Here is a 15,823-nt window from a genome sequence, read left to right as displayed (position 1 = left end):
AAAAAGGAACCTTCATGTTTGTTGTCTTGGTCGAGGATGATCCATTTATTGCACAAAGTATTGTTGCGGCATTGGATTATTTAAATATTTCAATTGAACATGTCAGTACTGCTCAAGCAGCAGACTATTTTATTCGTAAAACTGCGGTAGATTTATGTTTATTGGATTTGGGTTTACCCGACCAAGACGGTCTTGAGTTATTGTCAAATTGGCGTACAGATCAATTGCATGTCCCCGTTCTTGTCCTCACCGCACGTAATCAAACTCAACAATGTGTTGAAGCATTAAATGCAGGTGCCGATGATTACTTGACCAAGCCTTTTGATTTAACCGAGCTAATTGCGCGTATTCATGCATTAACACGGCGTCATCGTGGTTATTCATCAAATGTTTTAAGTATTGCGGATTTAGAAATTAATCAAGATACACAGCAAGCTTACTATCAACAACAAGTTTTGAGTCTATCACGTCGAGAATATAGCCTACTTGAAACTTTTATGCTCTACCCAAATCAGGTATTAAAAACAGAACAATTAATTGATAAAACTTATGGCTTCCAAGACAGCATTGAAAGTAATGCCATTAATGTACATATCCATCATTTAAGACAAAAAACCCATCCCGATTTGATTCAGACCGTGCGTGGTGTGGGCTATATTTTAAAAGTACCGACTGAACAATGAGAAGCAAAGCCATGAAAAGTTATAGCTTAAAATGGCGTTTAGTGTCGACCTTATTAATGGTGTTTATTTTACTTTGGTCGCTGGTTTTTTGCTGGTTATACTATGATTTACAAAAACAATTACAACTGACCTTAGATGAACGTCTGTCAGCATCTGCACACATGGTTGCCCGTTTAATTCGTCATTTACCTGTGCATGATTTACCCAATGTTTTAGAATCTGTAAATGCTGAAAATGCCAATCCCAACTTAATTGCATGTGAAGTTTCATTTTTTAGTTCACATATTTCGACAGCGCAAAAAGTGATTGCACGCACCCAAGATGCGCCAGATAACCTGAGTAACCAAAGTTCAGGCTTTAGCACATGGACACATCATGGCACTGAATGGCGCAGTTATACATTGAAAAAGGGACAGATTCAGGTTGTTTCTGCTGAAAAATTACAATTACGCTCGACGCTATTAGCTCAAATCTTAAAGTCCGTGCTCATTCCTTTAATTTTTACCTTAATTTTATGTGTTTTTCTAATTTTATGGATTATCCGTGTGGAATTTCAGCCTTTAGATCAAATTGCACAACATGTCACGCAAAAAAAGCAAAGTTTATCTGAAGCAGCAAGTTATTTATCGGCATTAAAAACTCAAAATATTCCCACTGAAATACAGCCTTTTGTCGACAGTCTGATTGAACTGATTCACAATTTACATGAAAGTTTAGAAAATGAAAAAAGTTTTAGCGCTTTTGCCGCACATGAGCTACGTAGTCCTTTAACAGCGATCAAAACCAACGTGCAATTGAGCCTTTTAATGCTGCAACAATCTGGTCAACAGCAGTCTAAACTTGCACAAAATTTACAACAGGCTGATCATAGTATTCAACGTTATCAACAGCTATTGGAACAATTACTGTTACTGAGTAAGACTGAATTACATCCTACACAATCGCACGAAAACACGCTGATTGCAGACATACTTAAACAGGTCATTCAAGAATTAAGCCTAAAATATGCGCTTGAAAGCACCTATTTACAGATCCAATGGAACACACTGACAAGCTTGCAATTGCCTGCCTCTAGCTTGCATATCATCTTAAAAAATTTGCTTGAAAATATTTATTTACATGCTCAATCCTATACTAGGATCGATATTTACATGCGAAATAATCACTTGATTATTCAAGATAATGGTATCGGTTTAAATGATACAGAACTACAACTCTTAACCAAACGTTTTTGGCGTAAATCTGCACAAAATACAGGTTATGGCTTAGGCTTAGCTTTAGTCAATGTGCTTTTAAATAAAAACGGCTATGCCATCCATTTTCAACATCATCAACCTCATGGCTTAAAAGTCATGATTTCAAAAATTGAAAATTAAGATGTCATATTTTGGCAGTATCGTCAGCAGATCATAAACAAAATAATTGCAGATGAATAATTGATCAAAAATATAATTTATAACTATATTTTAAATACTTAAAATAAAAATAAATCCACAAATTCTGTGGATATATCTTGGGATAAGATTTAAATTTTATCATTGATGACGGCATTTGCCATTTTCAAGTATAAAATTTTAAGCCCAAATTACCAAAATTGCAGCAATGACCACTAAAAAAAGTCCTATATGCTCCTTTTTGGCTAATTTTTCTTTAAAGAAATACACTGAAATCAAGAGGCTAAATAAGATTTCAATCTGTCCCAATGTTTTCACAATCGCGACAGATTGCATGCTCATCGCCGTAAACCACCCCAAAGAAGCTAAAAAACTACAGACACTCACTTTAAATGTGAGTCCAATTTTTTGCCACATCGCAAACAATGTTTTTCGACTAAAGACAATCAAAAACAATAACATAGACAAACACTGAAAACCAATAATACTGAGCAATACCCATGCTGCCCGATGTAAGTATGGCAAATTCGTCAACTCCAAACTGGCTTCACGAACGAGCAATGAGGTAATGGCAAAACACAATCCACTGCCTATACCTATGGTCAAAGTTTGTAATGAAATCGCTTCTTTTTGTTTGCCATTACTCAGTAAAAATACAGCAATTCCCCCCAACATAACACCAAACCAGCCCAATACAGTTAACTTTTCATGTAAAACTGCTACAGCAATCATCGCTGCTAAAATGGCTTCGCTTTTGGCTAAACCAACCCCAATCGCATAATTTTTTTGCTTAAATAACCTTACCATCAATGCAGTGGCAGCAATTTGGCTCATACCTGCAATGATGACATATAGCCAATAACGAGAGGTAAATTCAACGTGTGTGCTTAGAGGTTGTTGTAGATATAAAATAAAAATATAGACAATCGCAAACGGTAAACCAAAAATAAAACGTGCCAAAGTCACGCCATAGACATCAACCGTGAGGCTCAATTGCTTTTGAAAAGCATTGCGCCATGCCTGCATAAAGGCAGCCATAACTGTAAAAAAAATCCAAAATGATGTCATAAGCGGTAACTTTAAACATAAAATTCAAAACAGGCTTGAATATACACCTTTCAATTTAAAAAATATGATTTTACAGTTAAATTTTCTTTATTTTCCAAGCATTAAAATTTTTCGTATTTTCCTATCATATGGTCAGTTTATTTTGCTTGGTTTAGTTTTTACCAAACATTCAAATAAACCATTTAAAAGCCGTTTTTTAATCTTAAAATCCGTCCTCTAATTAAATCAAAAAACACTATACTATGCACATCCACTTCTGACCCTAAAACAGCCTATTTCCTAGGCAAAGCAGTCTTGTCATGTCAAAAAATCTTGCTACGCTTCTTGGCTTTAGTGCTATTTTGCTTTGGTCTTCTTTGGTTGGATTATTAAAAAAACTGAGTAGTCTATTAGGTGCCGATTATGCTGTGACCCTGATGTATAGTTTAAGTGCGGTCATCTTATTACTGATATTTAGAATTCCAAATTTAAGAGTCATTCCCAAAAAATATTTGATTTGTGCATCTTTATTATTCTTAGTCTACGAGTTGTGCTTTTCTTATGCGATTGCACTGGCGCAAACGCCACAGCAAGCCATTGAAATTAGTTTGGTGAATTATTTATGGCCAAGTCTCACCGTAGTCATGCTGATCATTTTTAAAGAATTAAAGTTTAGCCTTTTTGTGGTACTGGGTTTAATGGTGAGTATGAGTGGTATCATCTTGATTCAAACAGGCAATAACCAATTTTCGTTATCTCTACTCATCTCGCATTTCATGTCAAATCCCTTAAGTTATATTTTAGCTTTCATCGGCGCGACTTTATGGGCAATTTATTGTGTAATCACCCGAAAATATAGCCAAGGACATAATCCTATTTCCTTGTATTTCATCATGATTACTGTATTTTTATGGACAAAATTGCTCATGACAAATCCATTTGAGACATTGCCAAGTCTTGATCTGACAGTGCTTCCCTATTTATTTGCTGTTGGTTTTGCAACTGCTTTGGGCTATGCGGCATGGAATATTGGTATTATCAAAGGAAATATCACGTTTTTGGTCACACTTTCTTATTTTAGTCCTATTTTTTCAACTTTATTTTCCATGCTTATTTTACAAACAGCATTATCCATCGAATTTTGGCACGGTGTATGTCTCGTTACCTTAGGTTCACTGATCTGTTGGATTTCAACGAGTTGGGAACACATTAAACCACGGATTCAACGCTTTAAAATGCAATTCTAATTTTGCCAACATGGTATATCGTACAGTAGAACAATATTCAGTATAAATGACATGTAGATATAACAGATACGCTTTATTTGACTCATCTGTTATATTTTTTTAGTACAGTTCTGTGTCTAGTGATTTGTTTTCATCTTTTTCATACTATATTTATAGATTGAAATGAGATCACACCAATGAAGCAAGATCATGATTCAAAAAAAGTACCACAATACGCAGACAGCTCTATTTCAGATAAAGTATTTAAGCATATGATTATTTGGTTTTTTATTTACTGCACATTATTTTGTATCGGTGTTATTTTGACAGTCGGTGCAGACCATGCATATTTAAATTAATATTTTGAGAATTTATGTATAAAGCTGATCAGTTAGCACAACATCTTCGACAGCTCATTGAAAATGGCACGTTAAAACCCAACGAAAAACTGCCGTCCTTACGGGATCAGGTACAACGTTCGGGTTTTAGCTTAATGACCGTGATGAATGCTTATCAAGCCTTAGAAGCACAAGGGTTAATTTATTCAAAAGCAAAATCTGGTTATTTTGTGAATGATTATTTAAATGAAAAATCACAAAATTCTCAAACTATTGTCTCAATCAATCATCAAGTTGAAATTAACTCTCTTATTTTTAAATATCTGAAATCAATTCAACCTTCGACCAATTTAGGTTTAGGTTCAGCATTTCCATCATCAGAATTGGTCTATTCACAAAAATTAACCCAAATTATGGGGCAACTTTCTCGCGCTAAACAGAGTTATTTGCGTGTTGATAGTTTTCCTCCAGGCAATATTGAGCTGAGAAATATCATTGCACAGCGCTATAGCCTGCATGGCATTGCGACTCAAGCCGATGATTTGGTCATTACGTCAGGTTGTTTGGATGCACTCAATTTGGCCCTGGCTGCCGTGACACAAGCCGGTGACTATATTGTTTTACAAGAAACGATATTTTACGGCGCTTGGCAAGCCGCTGAAAGATTGGGATTAAAAGTCATTACGGTGCCTGAACACCCTCGTCTGGGCATTGATTTAGATGCATTTGAACATATTTTAAAAAACTACCCGATTAAAGTATGTTGGTTAATGCTCAATAGTCATAACCCGATCGGGTTTACTGCAAACAACGAAACCAAGCAAAAAATTGCTGAACTTTTACAACAATATCAAGTGTATTTGATCGAAGATGATGTCTATGAAGAATTGTATTTCGGTCAAAAAAAGCCACTTTCAGTCAAGCATTTTGATCAGCATAATTGGGTTTTACATTGTTCTTCTTTTTCTAAAACTTTGGGGGCTAACTTTCGAGTAGGTTGGGTACATGCAGGTAAATTTTCAAATAAAATTCAACACTTACAACTCATGAGCACCATTTCAACCAATGCACTTCTACAAAATGCCTTAGTTGAGTTTTTACAACATCACCATTATGAAAAACATTTGCGTCAACTAAGACGCAACCTAGAACGAAATAAGAAACAAATTTTTCATTACCTTGAAAAAAACTTACCTGAGCAATGTCAAATTTTTTCCTATGCGAGCGGATTTTTCCTTTGGATCAAACTCCCTATTTTTGTAAATAGCATGGATATTTATCACGATCTTATTCAACAAAATATAGATGTCACACCCAGCCAACTGTTCAATATGTTGAGTTCTCAGCAACATTATTTACGTTTAAATTGTTCTTTTACATGGACAACAGACATTCAGCATGGTTTAGATTGTTTAATTGAGCGTATCCAAGATAAAATTCAGTAGATTAAAAATCACAAAATCATGGATACACAAGAGATAAATCCTAGAATATTCTAGGATTTAAAATAATTGAAGGGAATTTTCAAGTAACGGATTCCGTTACTTTCCGCTTTAGGAAAATGCCCTGCCACCATATTAATTTGAATCGCAGGTAAAATCAGCTTGGGCATACTTAAGGTTGCATCACGTTGTTCGCGCATCTGCACAAAATCTGCTTTTTCAATGCCAATATGCACATGAATATTCTTTAATTTCTGTGCTTTCACCGTACTCTGACATTGATATTCTGTACGTGTTTTAGGCAAATAATCATGACATAAAAATATACGGAAATGTTCAGGTAATGCAAATATTTTCTGTATGGAATCATAAAGTTGTGATGCACTTCCTTTAGGAAAATCACAACGTGCTGTACCATAGTCATGCATAAATAATGTATCACCGACAAATACACAATCTTCAATCACATAGCTTAAACATGCAGGTGTGTGTCCGGGGGTGGCAATGCTATAAGCCTCTAATTGCCCAATTTTAAATTTCTCGCCTGCTTCAAATAAATAATCAAAAGCAACATTAAAATGTGCAGTATTTTCAAAATGATAAATGTCAGCAAAAGTTTTCTGTACTTCACTGATTTTTTCACTCATTGCAACTTGCCCACCTAATTTTTCTTTTAAATATTGCGAGGCAGTCAGATGATCGGCATGTACATGGGTCTCTAAAATCCATTGAACTTTCAAATCATTGGCTTGAACGTAAGCAATAATGAAATCTGCATGTGTAGTAGTGGTACTCGCTGAAGCTGAGTCATAATCTAGAACACTGTCGATGATGGCACATTGTGAAGTGATGGGATCAGAAACAACATAGCTGAAAGTATTTGTATTTTCATCAAAGAAATCTTGTATCACAATGTTTTGCATATTATTTTGCTCCATCAAATTTACGATACAACCACACACCAAAGAACATCGCGGCAATGAAATAAATGGCTTGATAATACCCTAAACCAATTAAAGTAAATGCGGGTGCTGGACAAATTCCTGCAATTCCCCAACCTGTACCAAAAATCAATGCGCCAATACATAAACGTTTATCAATTTGTGTTGATGTTGGCAATTCAATTTTTTCATGAAAGAGCGTTACAGGTTTACGGATCGCTTTTTGAAATGGAATAAATGCCACACAAATTGCACCAATCATGACAAACATGAGGCTTGCATTCCATTCACCGAACAAGTCTAAAAAGCTCAGCACATTTTCTGGGTTTGCCATGCCTGACCACATTAAACCAATAGAAAATAAGCTACCAAAAATAAAAGCGAGAATATTTTTCATGTTTATAGCCCCAGTAAATGACGCATGACGTAGACGGTGATGAAACCTGCGAGCATAAATAGACTCGTTGCAACCATAGAACGCGTAGACAGACGACTCATACCGCAAATCCCATGTCCACTGGTACATCCAGAGCCTAAGCGTGTCCCAAAACCAACCAAAACACCTGCAACAATCATGGCTAAGGGTGATGCGTCGATTTGAATCTCAGGACTAAAAAATAGACCATACACAAAAGGAGTCACAAATAAACCCAATAAAAACCATGTTGCAGGACGTTGAAAAAAGCCTTTTTTATTGAAAAGCTGTCCAATTAAGCCACTGATTCCAGCAATTCTACCGTTGACATATAAATAGCCAACCACAGCAATACCTAACAGCGCACCGCCAAGCAAGGCATTTAAATAGGGATGCATACTTGATCACTCAATAAACATTATATGTTTTTATAATATATTATTATTATATCTATTCAACCCTTGATTTGTAATTTTATAGTTATTGAATGACAAAAAATTGAAACTTGAGGTGTTTTAATGCATAAAAATCTAAACCTATGTATTATTTTCCTTAAAATTTATCAATAAAATCATAGAATAGATACAAAAATCATCGTCTGTTATAGTTTTTTAATGTATTTCTATATCTTTTATTTTGAGTAAAATCGGCCACAATAAGTGATCAACTTTTCAAGGCTGGTTGCTATGGATTTTTTGAGAAAACATAATACAGCAAGTTTTGTATTTTTTATCATTACGGCATATTCATTACTTGGCTTCGCATTGGGCTATATTATTTGGGAATTTATTCTTTCCAAATAAGTGGAGTAAGCATGACATTCTCCTGAATAAAATAACGTAATTGAATCTTATACATCGTGTCAATTACGTTTATTTTATAGGTTTATGTGTCTATTTTAACGTCCAATACTTTTACATTCGCTCGAACCTTCTAAACAAATTTGTGCAAAGCCAAGTTGTCCATAATTTGTGAGCGGTGTCGAATTTGTCTGATTTGGCTCAGTCGTTGATGCAGGACGAGTATCAATATTCACACCTGAAAGATTGAGCAAGTCTGAAGCTAAACTGCGTCCTAAACGCTGATAACCTGACGCTGAAAAATGTACGCCGTCTGCACGTCCTAAACCTTGATTAATCCAAGATTTCATTGAGCAACTTCCCCCCATCGCTTTTTGCCAATCCCAATACAAAGTATGCATCGACTGAGCGACTTGCAACTGCATACTTTGTACGGCGCTTAATTTGATCGGTCGACTACCACATTCACCTGCTGTACGTTTTAAACTTTCAGGTGCAGACACAATCATGACGGCTGTTTGTGGTGAACTTGCTCTAATCTTTTGAATTTTATCCACTAAAATAGAACGTGCTTGTTCAACATCCAGATTATCATTATAGGCTTCGTTGGTGCCGTATGCCAAAATCACTAAATTTGGTGCAACGGCTGTCAGCTCATTTTGCCAATCATTGCTCCAACGGTTCCAATAAGACAACTCAGCACCATTGATCCCCAATGCAGACACAACAGCACCTGAACCATTTTGGTTCTTTGCCCACCATCCGCCTAAAGCTGAATTTTGAGTATTTTGTGCTGTAATGGTAAACGGCAGTTTGGCGGTAAAAGTAACGGTTTGCCAATGGTTATTTTTAACAGGTGCTTCGAGGGTAAATGTTTTTCCGTCTGCATCTATCCCTGTAAATGGCATATCATTTGCTGCTTGACGAATACTGACTAAAATTTTTTGAACTTGCTCAACCTGCTTAGCTTTGATGGTCAATGTTGCACCTGCATATTGAGGTACAGCATTTAAACCACCTAAAGTATAATTATCATTGCGCTGGGTGCGGCTTGAAACAGGTCGCCAACCTGAATTGTCATAACCAAATCGTGCCATACGTTGACCTGAGAAATACATCGGCATACCCCAGCCCATGCCACCATCACCTAAAGCATTTTGTAATTGTTGACGTAAAACATGCGTCATTTCATCTGCGGCAGTATGTGAATCACCCAATTGCACGACATGCACATCACGATTTTGTATCGCTGCATTTAACTTGGCCGTATTGGGTTCATTAAAATTACTTAAATTGCTTGCAAAACTTTGCCCGATCGCAAGCGTTGCTAAAATACTTACACTTAAATTTTTTTTAATCATTGTCATGAATGTACCTAAACCGAATTTCTAATTAAATATAGACTACTGAATGACGTTTAAATGCTGACTGATCACATTGGCAATCGCTTTTTGTCCTTCTGCAGAGAAATGAATTCCGTCCGCACTGCGCATTTTGATGGATTGACCATCTTTGACCAAATAATCACTATAAACATTGTTTTTATTACCCAAAATAGGGCGAGAATCTATGAAGAATGCTTTGCTTTTTTGTACCTGATCTGCAACCACTTGATTTAAGTAGATCATCTGCTCATTTAATTGTGGTTTACGCATGTTTGGTGGGGTTAACCACATGACACGTACATTATGTTGCTGAGCCGTATCAATAATTTCCTTAATTCGTGAACGATAGACCGCTTCCCATTCAGGCGATTTAAATTTTAAATATGTTCCGCCTTTCGGGTTGGGCATATCCCAAGGGTCATTCGGTCCTAAAAAAACCACTAAAATTTTAATTTCAGGATGACTTGCAATGGTTTCTTGAATGGTTTTTGGCCAATCAAAAAAGCTTGGATAAGATAAACCTGTACTTTGTTTACTCAAATTCACGGTTTTAATGTCATAATTTTCCAGTAAATACTTTTGTACAAACGGTGCAACCCCTTGCATTAAAGAATCTCCTGCAAAAAATACTTGATCATTTTTTGTTAAACTAAATTGATTGAGTAAATTTTGATGCTCACGCGCAGCCGCTTCTTTGGCTAAACGGATTTTTTCCTGTTTGGCTTTTTCAGCCAATTGCTGTTTATATTCTGTGGTATACGCATAATCATGGTTAAATGTGTCAACAATATATTGATTATTCTGCTGAATTGAATTTTTTACAGCATTATGTTCAGCATAGAACAAAGTGCCTAGTTCTCCCCCTTTTTGCCACATTGGGTATTTATCCAAAACCTTGAGGGGACTGTCTTGATGATAGGTCTGTTGATAATAGGCATTCACTGAATTTTGCATCATCCAAATACCTAAAACAGCAGTGACCACTAAAAATACAACCGTATACAGCACACCTTGCCAATGATCATTTTCAATATGATCCTGTGTTGTTGCGTGATCGTAGTCAAAATTTAAGCGTGTCATTTCGCTTGGATTAGAAGTTGGCATAAATAAATCCTGGAATGCCTGATGGGGCACAAATCACAATGACAATAAAAACAATGAGTAAAGGCACAAATAGAGCATATTTCGGTAAGACTTCAAAACGCATTCTTTGCGTTGAAAACAAACGCTTCACAAATGGATAGGCAATCCAAGAAATGGTCAATAAAGTCAGTAAATACAATGGATTATTCGACCATTGTACATTAACATAATTGGTGAATAAGGCTTGAAATACTTGCATTGCTTCTTCAAAAGTTTTCGCTCGGAAAAATACAAAACAAAAACAGACAAAATGAATAGTGACAAATACACCTAAAACCTTACCGATCCAACTTGATTTGTAGAGTGCATCACGGGCTTCTTTTGCTGAAACTTTAAAGGTTTTTTCATAGAGTTTATCGGCAACATTAAGCAGCACCAAAGCCAAACCGTGAAATAATCCCCATAAGAAAAAATTCCAACCTGAGCCATGCCATACACCTGAAAGTACCATCGCTAGAAGTAAATTAAACTGCGTACGTACAAAACCGCCACGGCTACCGCCCAATGGAATATAGATATAATCACGAATCCATGTTGACAGGCTGATATGCCATTTGTCCCAAAAATCACGGATATTATGTGCAAGCAAAGGTGCTCTAAAGTTAACAGGGAGTTTAAAACCGAGCAGTAGACCAAAAGCGATCATCATTTCGCTATAGCCAGAAAAGTCTAAAAATAGCTGTAAGGTATAACCATAAATCGCCGCAAGTACTTCTAAACTATGATATTGCATTGGATTAGAAAAGACAGGATTGACCCAATTGTCTGCCAACCACCCTGCAATCCACCATTTTTTAACCAATGCCAATGCGATGAATAAAAAAGCTAAACTTGGAAATAAAATATGACGACGCTGCGATGAACGGATTTGTTCACTCATACCGCAGGCATGTCCTTGAATATCTGTTAAGCCTTTGGCACTTTGTGCACGGGCAATGGGCCCTGCCGTAATGGTCGCAAAAAATGAAAAGTGCATGAATAACTCGTTCAATTTAAAACGAGGTACATCCACTTCTTCACGATAACGGCTGACTAAATAACTGATGGCTTGAAATGAATAATATGAAATCCCTAAAGGTAGAATCAGGTTTGCCACCAAACCTGAGCTGTCTAAGTTTAAATGATTCAATGCAAAGCTGATTTGTGCTTTAAAAAAGTCATAAAACTTAAATAAAGATAATTGAGCAATGGTCAGCAAAATACCAATCAATAATAATGTCTTTTTATGTTGTGCATAGCGCTCCATCAAAACGCTTATTAGAAAAACAGCACAGGTAAATCCAAATAAAATGAAGACAGGTAATTCACCTGCCATCAGATAGATCACTGTGTAGCTAAACAGAATCAAAATCAAATTTTGTATTTTCGGACTAAAACGAAATGACCAATAAATACAAAAAAAAGCAATGAAAAACAGACAAAACTCGATGGACAAAAACGAAAACATTTCAGCTACTGCACTGCGATAACGACGCAAATATAGCACTTGCGTTACAATTTTAAAACAAAAATAAAATTATTATTATCAATATTTTAAATTTATTTAATCGAACTGTTAGACAAAATATGTGGATTTTGTACATTTTACATACAAAAAAATTTAGCACATTAAAATTTAATCAAATTTAAGTGGACACACAGCATGATGCTGTTCAGCCTTTAATCTATTTTTAGAATTGCATTTTGGAAAATTTCGATGCACAATAAATTAGAGTAATTACTCTAATTTTGATAAAAGGAATAAAAATGCTTGGTGATCGTGCATGGATGAACTTAACGCAAGGCAAATTAAACTTTAAAGACAAAATCACGGTGCTAAAAAAATTTATGCTTCCTGCAACATTCAATTTTGCAAAGTCTCAATTTAATATGGCATCGACTTCACATCATTTAACACGGCAAGAGATTAAAATTCCTGACACCGCGATTGTTAAAGACGCTCTCTTTGAATTAGAACAGACCCATTGCCAAGCAACTATTTTACATTCTTGGCGTTGTTATTTTTGGGGTGTCGCAATTGCGCAGAGTAAACAATGGCAATTTGATGATGAAATTTTTTTAATTGCAAGTTTACTGCATGATGTTGCTTTGGCAGATCCAAAAAATGAATATCAAAGTTGCCAATGCTTTACTTTTGAAAGTGCCTTACGTTCAGAAAGTATTTGCCATCGGCATGATTATCCTGCACATAAAAGTCAAAAAATTTCAGATGCAATCTGTTTACATATGAATGGCTATTTGGATGAAAAAGACCATCGTTTGGCAAAAGAAAGTTTACTTTTACAACAAGCCACTGCCTATGATGTGATTGGTAGCGAAGCCCAATACATTTCTCACCACTATCAAACAGAAATTTTAAAGCATTATCCTCGAACACAGTTCAAAACACGTTTTCAAGATTTAATGCAACAAGAAGCTCAACGCCATCCACATGCCAGACCGGCATTCATGAATGCGTTCGGGCTAAAATTAATGATTCAATTCAATCATCAATTAAAATAAGGCAATACCCAGATGAATAAAACCATCTTACAAAAACAACTGATATTTCCACAAAGTGATCAAATTTTAGTGGATATTTATCAAGTTGCTCAGCAACAGCATGTCATTATTGTGTTACCTGCCATTGGTGTTGCTATTCAAAAATATGAACTATTGATTCAACAGTTAATTGAACAAGGCTTTAATGTCATTGCAGCCGATTATCCAGGATGTGGACGTAATACCCCATCCGTTTCTGCAACATTTGATTTTGGTTATGCGGATTTATTGGGGTATTTCATTCCACAATTAGTCAACATTGCACAAGAATTATCACCACAAACGCCCATCCTATTAGGACATAGCTTAGGTGGACATTTAGCAACACTCTATGCTCAGCATCATACCGTTAAAGTCATTGGTATTGCCACAGGTAATATTGGTTTAAAATATTGGGATTACAAAGGCAAATTTAATATTTTAAAAGCTGCAGCAATTTTTAATGCCATGATTTTAAAAGATGGGTATTTGGCAGGTTATAAAATTGGCTTTGGAAATAAAGAAGCGAAAACATTAATGCGCGATTGGTCTAAAGTGATTTTTACTGGAAATTATCGCCATATTTTACCAAAAGAATCTCTATCGAAAAATCCAGCATTATTTATCCAATTCAAACAAGATGATTTTGTCCCAATGTCTTCGACACTCGGACTAAGTCGCTATTTTTACACGCCCAAAGTGCAACAGTTAGACTTAACACAGAGTTTAAAAGGTCATCAACATAGTGTTTGGCTCAAACAACCCAAAGCTGTTGTTGAATTGATTAGATCGTTTATACGGGACTAAATCCATAAAGTACAGATATGACATAAGTCCATACCATAAGCATTGCGATGGACATGATGAACAGCATTGCTTTACGCTGCCATTGAAATGTAGCTGCCAATTGAATTCGTTGTCGTTTTTGAGCATTTTCGACTTGTGTTTTATCAAACTTTATAAAAAATACAAAGCCTGCCAATAATATGATGCCTGCACTATAAAATACAGCTGTCCATACCAAATCATATTTGGCTTGCAATAAATGCCGTGAATTTTCGTATGGTTTTATTGGTAGATCGACTTGGACTAATTGGTTATGCTCATCTAAATATTGAAATTGTTTTAATTCATATTCTCTCGTATGCTGAGGTGTCTGCGCAAAATAACGCTCATAAAAACTGACGTTTTGAATTTTATATTGCGGATGATCAAATTCATTGCAAATGTCTTGAGATAATTTAACACACTGTAATTCATAAATTTGCTTTCCATTAATAGAAAAATAAAGTCGCCTCCGATCTCCTTTCCAATCATTTTCTACATATTGTAACTGTTGCGGAATATGGTAATGAACCAAACGATATTCCCCAAAGGCAATATTTTGATAATGTTCAGCATTTGAAATTAACTTCATACCCATAAATACATTGAGCATGAAAAAGTAGAACAAGATTGCATGGAATGTTCTATTTTTATCTTTACTATAAGTCATAATTTTTTAATTTTGCAGTTTCTCAATAATTTGAAATTTAAAAATTTTAAAAATGAATTTTATCACGATGCTGATCGACAATATTTAACCACGCACGTGTTGCTGGGCTCATGGTGACAGAGGTATTCCATGCCATACTGAGTGTCCAATTTAAATTTGGCTGTGTCAAAAGCACGGTTTGATAATGTGTTTGATCTAACTGATCACAATAGATTTGAGGTAAAAGTGCAATACCCATATCAAACTCAACCATTTTTGAAATAAAGTCCCATTGTCCACTTTTACATACCACATGTGGTTCAAAGCCAACGCTTTGTGCTGCTGCGATAATCACATTATTTAAGGTAAAAGAGTCGGCATAGAGTAAAAAAGATTCCTCTTTTAGTTCAATTAGATCGACATTTTTACGATTTTTCCATTTAGCGTTTTTCGCTGACAATAAGCATAAAGGCGAGTCCAAAACAGGAATCGCTGAAAAGTTTGGTCTTAGATTTCCGAGTAAAATCCCAACATCAACTGTTTTTTCTGCAATCGCTTCCTCTACGCCGTTTGCACCTACTTCTAAAAATTTGAGTTCAATCTCTGGATATTGTTGATGAAATAATGCAATTAATGGACTGAATAAGACTGAACCTAAAGGCGGTAAGCCAATGGTGAGTTTGCCTTTTTTTAAATGATGTACATGTTGAATCGTGTCATAAATTTTTTGTTGTTCTTGCAAAATTGTGACAGCATGTTGATAAATTAATTCACCTGTATAGGTTAAATACACCTCACGTTTACGCCCTGCTTCACCCTTTTTAAATAATGCAGTCTGTAATTCATATTCTAAATGTGCGATTGCCTTACTGATTGTAGGTTGGGTCATACATAACTTCTCTGCTGCTAGTGAAAAGCTTTGTACATCTACAACTGTCCGAAAAATTTTTAAGCTTTTTAAATCCATAAATTATTCCTTTTAAGAATAATATTAATTTAATTATTCATAATTTAA

The 15,823-nt window shown here is 35.5% G+C and carries 17 protein-coding genes; 8 read left to right on the top strand and 9 right to left on the bottom strand.

From position 1 onward, the window contains the following. Positions 1 to 14 precede the first annotated feature (14 nt). Positions 15 to 683, top strand: coding sequence for a response regulator transcription factor (locus HUV91_RS03970; RefSeq protein WP_130073469.1), 669 nt, complete (start codon positions 15 to 17; stop codon positions 681 to 683). Between the two features lie 11 nt (positions 684 to 694). Continuing rightward, complete coding sequence (locus HUV91_RS03965) at positions 695 to 2,059, top strand: ATP-binding protein (protein WP_174492595.1); 1,365 nt, start codon at positions 695 to 697, stop codon at positions 2,057 to 2,059. Between the two features lie 198 nt (positions 2,060 to 2,257). Here HUV91_RS03965 and HUV91_RS03960 read toward each other — a convergent pair whose 3' ends face one another. Continuing rightward, positions 2,258 to 3,145, bottom strand: coding sequence for a DMT family transporter (locus HUV91_RS03960; RefSeq protein ID WP_174492594.1), 888 nt, complete (start codon positions 3,143 to 3,145; stop codon positions 2,258 to 2,260). Positions 3,146 to 3,444: 299 nt separating this feature from the next. Between HUV91_RS03960 and yddG the strand changes: the two genes are divergently transcribed. The 3 genes from yddG (at position 3,445) to HUV91_RS03945 (ending at position 6,133) form a co-directional block, all read left to right on the top strand. Then, positions 3,445 to 4,371 (top strand): aromatic amino acid DMT transporter YddG, encoded by a 927-nt coding sequence (gene yddG, locus HUV91_RS03955; RefSeq protein ID WP_174492593.1) that lies wholly within the window; start codon positions 3,445 to 3,447, stop codon positions 4,369 to 4,371. A gap of 176 nt (positions 4,372 to 4,547) precedes the next feature. Then, positions 4,548 to 4,709 (top strand): hypothetical protein, encoded by a 162-nt coding sequence (locus HUV91_RS03950; protein WP_174492592.1) that lies wholly within the window; start codon positions 4,548 to 4,550, stop codon positions 4,707 to 4,709. A gap of 14 nt (positions 4,710 to 4,723) precedes the next feature. Continuing rightward, positions 4,724 to 6,133 (top strand): PLP-dependent aminotransferase family protein, encoded by a 1,410-nt coding sequence (locus HUV91_RS03945; RefSeq protein ID WP_174492591.1) that lies wholly within the window; start codon positions 4,724 to 4,726, stop codon positions 6,131 to 6,133. Positions 6,134 to 6,183: 50 nt separating this feature from the next. Here the strand turns inward: HUV91_RS03945 and HUV91_RS03940 are convergent, their stop codons facing one another. From HUV91_RS03940 to HUV91_RS03930, 3 genes are read right to left on the bottom strand one after another with little or no spacing between them, the layout of a single operon-like run. Then, positions 6,184 to 7,053 carry an MBL fold metallo-hydrolase gene (locus HUV91_RS03940; protein WP_174492590.1) on the bottom strand — a complete coding sequence of 290 codons (870 nt, stop codon included), beginning with the start codon at positions 7,051 to 7,053 and terminating at the stop codon, positions 6,184 to 6,186. Between the two features lies 1 nt (position 7,054). Then, positions 7,055 to 7,468: a DUF6691 family protein gene (locus HUV91_RS03935; protein WP_130073463.1), complete on the bottom strand. Its 414-nt coding sequence runs from the start codon at positions 7,466 to 7,468 to the stop codon at positions 7,055 to 7,057. Between the two features lie 2 nt (positions 7,469 to 7,470). Continuing rightward, the gene (locus HUV91_RS03930; RefSeq protein ID WP_130073462.1) at positions 7,471 to 7,884 is read right to left on the bottom strand and encodes a YeeE/YedE family protein; all 414 of its coding nucleotides are present in this window, start codon (positions 7,882 to 7,884) and stop codon (positions 7,471 to 7,473) included. Positions 7,885 to 8,172: 288 nt separating this feature from the next. Between HUV91_RS03930 and HUV91_RS16730 the strand changes: the two genes are divergently transcribed. After that, complete coding sequence (locus HUV91_RS16730) at positions 8,173 to 8,289, top strand: hypothetical protein (protein ID WP_372403037.1); 117 nt, start codon at positions 8,173 to 8,175, stop codon at positions 8,287 to 8,289. 95 nt (positions 8,290 to 8,384) lie between these two features. Here HUV91_RS16730 and HUV91_RS03925 read toward each other — a convergent pair whose 3' ends face one another. Genes HUV91_RS03925 through HUV91_RS03915 form a run of 3 tightly spaced genes read right to left on the bottom strand, consistent with a single transcriptional unit; the run spans position 8,385 to position 12,129 of the window. Continuing rightward, positions 8,385 to 9,653, bottom strand: a complete 1,269-nt coding sequence (locus HUV91_RS03925; RefSeq protein WP_174492589.1) for a GDSL-type esterase/lipase family protein — start codon at positions 9,651 to 9,653, stop codon at positions 8,385 to 8,387. A gap of 36 nt (positions 9,654 to 9,689) precedes the next feature. Then, positions 9,690 to 10,775: a DUF459 domain-containing protein gene (locus tag HUV91_RS03920; protein WP_174492588.1), complete on the bottom strand. Its 1,086-nt coding sequence runs from the start codon at positions 10,773 to 10,775 to the stop codon at positions 9,690 to 9,692. Next, positions 10,762 to 12,129 carry an MBOAT family O-acyltransferase gene (locus HUV91_RS03915; protein WP_323052956.1) on the bottom strand — a complete coding sequence of 456 codons (1,368 nt, stop codon included), beginning with the start codon at positions 12,127 to 12,129 and terminating at the stop codon, positions 10,762 to 10,764. The genes HUV91_RS03920 and HUV91_RS03915 overlap by 14 nt, the downstream gene beginning before the upstream one ends. 431 nt (positions 12,130 to 12,560) lie before the next feature. On the opposite strand from HUV91_RS03915, the gene HUV91_RS03910 reads away from it, so the two are divergent. Together HUV91_RS03910 and HUV91_RS03905 are read left to right on the top strand one after the other, a co-directional pair. Further along, a complete protein-coding gene (locus HUV91_RS03910) occupies positions 12,561 to 13,316 on the top strand; it encodes a hypothetical protein (protein ID WP_174492587.1) in 756 nt (251 codons plus the stop codon). 12 nt (positions 13,317 to 13,328) lie between these two features. Then, positions 13,329 to 14,141 (top strand): alpha/beta fold hydrolase, encoded by an 813-nt coding sequence (locus HUV91_RS03905; protein WP_174492586.1) that lies wholly within the window; start codon positions 13,329 to 13,331, stop codon positions 14,139 to 14,141. On the opposite strand, the gene HUV91_RS03900 is transcribed toward HUV91_RS03905, so the two are convergent. Further along, a complete protein-coding gene (locus HUV91_RS03900) occupies positions 14,128 to 14,751 on the bottom strand; it encodes a hypothetical protein (RefSeq protein ID WP_130073457.1) in 624 nt (207 codons plus the stop codon). The genes HUV91_RS03905 and HUV91_RS03900 overlap by 14 nt on opposite strands. Positions 14,752 to 14,875: 124 nt before the next feature. Then, positions 14,876 to 15,775, bottom strand: coding sequence for a LysR family transcriptional regulator (locus HUV91_RS03895; protein ID WP_130073456.1), 900 nt, complete (start codon positions 15,773 to 15,775; stop codon positions 14,876 to 14,878). Between the last annotated feature and the right edge of the window lie 48 nt (positions 15,776 to 15,823).

This window comes from Acinetobacter sp. Marseille-Q1623, assembly GCF_902809895.1.
Taxonomy (GTDB): domain Bacteria; phylum Pseudomonadota; class Gammaproteobacteria; order Pseudomonadales; family Moraxellaceae; genus Acinetobacter; species Acinetobacter piscicola_A.
Note: the sequence above shows the minus strand (reverse complement) of the source record. Positions and strands in the feature narration are given on the sequence as shown.

What these genes read in the sequence shown, in the direction of transcription:
- HUV91_RS03970 (WP_130073469.1), top strand. Translation starts at nt 15, where the DNA reads ATGTTTGTTGTCTTGGTCGAGGATGATCCATTTATTGCACAAAGTATT.
- HUV91_RS03965 (WP_174492595.1), top strand. Translation starts at nt 695, where the DNA reads ATGAAAAGTTATAGCTTAAAATGGCGTTTAGTGTCGACCTTATTAATG.
- HUV91_RS03960 (WP_174492594.1), bottom strand. Translation starts at nt 3,145, where the DNA reads ATGACATCATTTTGGATTTTTTTTACAGTTATGGCTGCCTTTATGCAG.
- yddG (WP_174492593.1), top strand. Translation starts at nt 3,445, where the DNA reads ATGTCAAAAAATCTTGCTACGCTTCTTGGCTTTAGTGCTATTTTGCTT.
- HUV91_RS03950 (WP_174492592.1), top strand. Translation starts at nt 4,548, where the DNA reads ATGAAGCAAGATCATGATTCAAAAAAAGTACCACAATACGCAGACAGC.
- HUV91_RS03945 (WP_174492591.1), top strand. Translation starts at nt 4,724, where the DNA reads ATGTATAAAGCTGATCAGTTAGCACAACATCTTCGACAGCTCATTGAA.
- HUV91_RS03940 (WP_174492590.1), bottom strand. Translation starts at nt 7,053, where the DNA reads ATGCAAAACATTGTGATACAAGATTTCTTTGATGAAAATACAAATACT.
- HUV91_RS03935 (WP_130073463.1), bottom strand. Translation starts at nt 7,468, where the DNA reads ATGAAAAATATTCTCGCTTTTATTTTTGGTAGCTTATTTTCTATTGGT.
- HUV91_RS03930 (WP_130073462.1), bottom strand. Translation starts at nt 7,884, where the DNA reads ATGCATCCCTATTTAAATGCCTTGCTTGGCGGTGCGCTGTTAGGTATT.
- HUV91_RS16730 (WP_372403037.1), top strand. Translation starts at nt 8,173, where the DNA reads ATGGATTTTTTGAGAAAACATAATACAGCAAGTTTTGTATTTTTTATC.
- HUV91_RS03925 (WP_174492589.1), bottom strand. Translation starts at nt 9,653, where the DNA reads ATGACAATGATTAAAAAAAATTTAAGTGTAAGTATTTTAGCAACGCTT.
- HUV91_RS03920 (WP_174492588.1), bottom strand. Translation starts at nt 10,775, where the DNA reads ATGCCAACTTCTAATCCAAGCGAAATGACACGCTTAAATTTTGACTAC.
- HUV91_RS03915 (WP_323052956.1), bottom strand. Translation starts at nt 12,129, where the DNA reads ATGGCAGGTGAATTACCTGTCTTCATTTTATTTGGATTTACCTGTGCT.
- HUV91_RS03910 (WP_174492587.1), top strand. Translation starts at nt 12,561, where the DNA reads ATGCTTGGTGATCGTGCATGGATGAACTTAACGCAAGGCAAATTAAAC.
- HUV91_RS03905 (WP_174492586.1), top strand. Translation starts at nt 13,329, where the DNA reads ATGAATAAAACCATCTTACAAAAACAACTGATATTTCCACAAAGTGAT.
- HUV91_RS03900 (WP_130073457.1), bottom strand. Translation starts at nt 14,751, where the DNA reads ATGAAGTTAATTTCAAATGCTGAACATTATCAAAATATTGCCTTTGGG.
- HUV91_RS03895 (WP_130073456.1), bottom strand. Translation starts at nt 15,775, where the DNA reads ATGGATTTAAAAAGCTTAAAAATTTTTCGGACAGTTGTAGATGTACAA.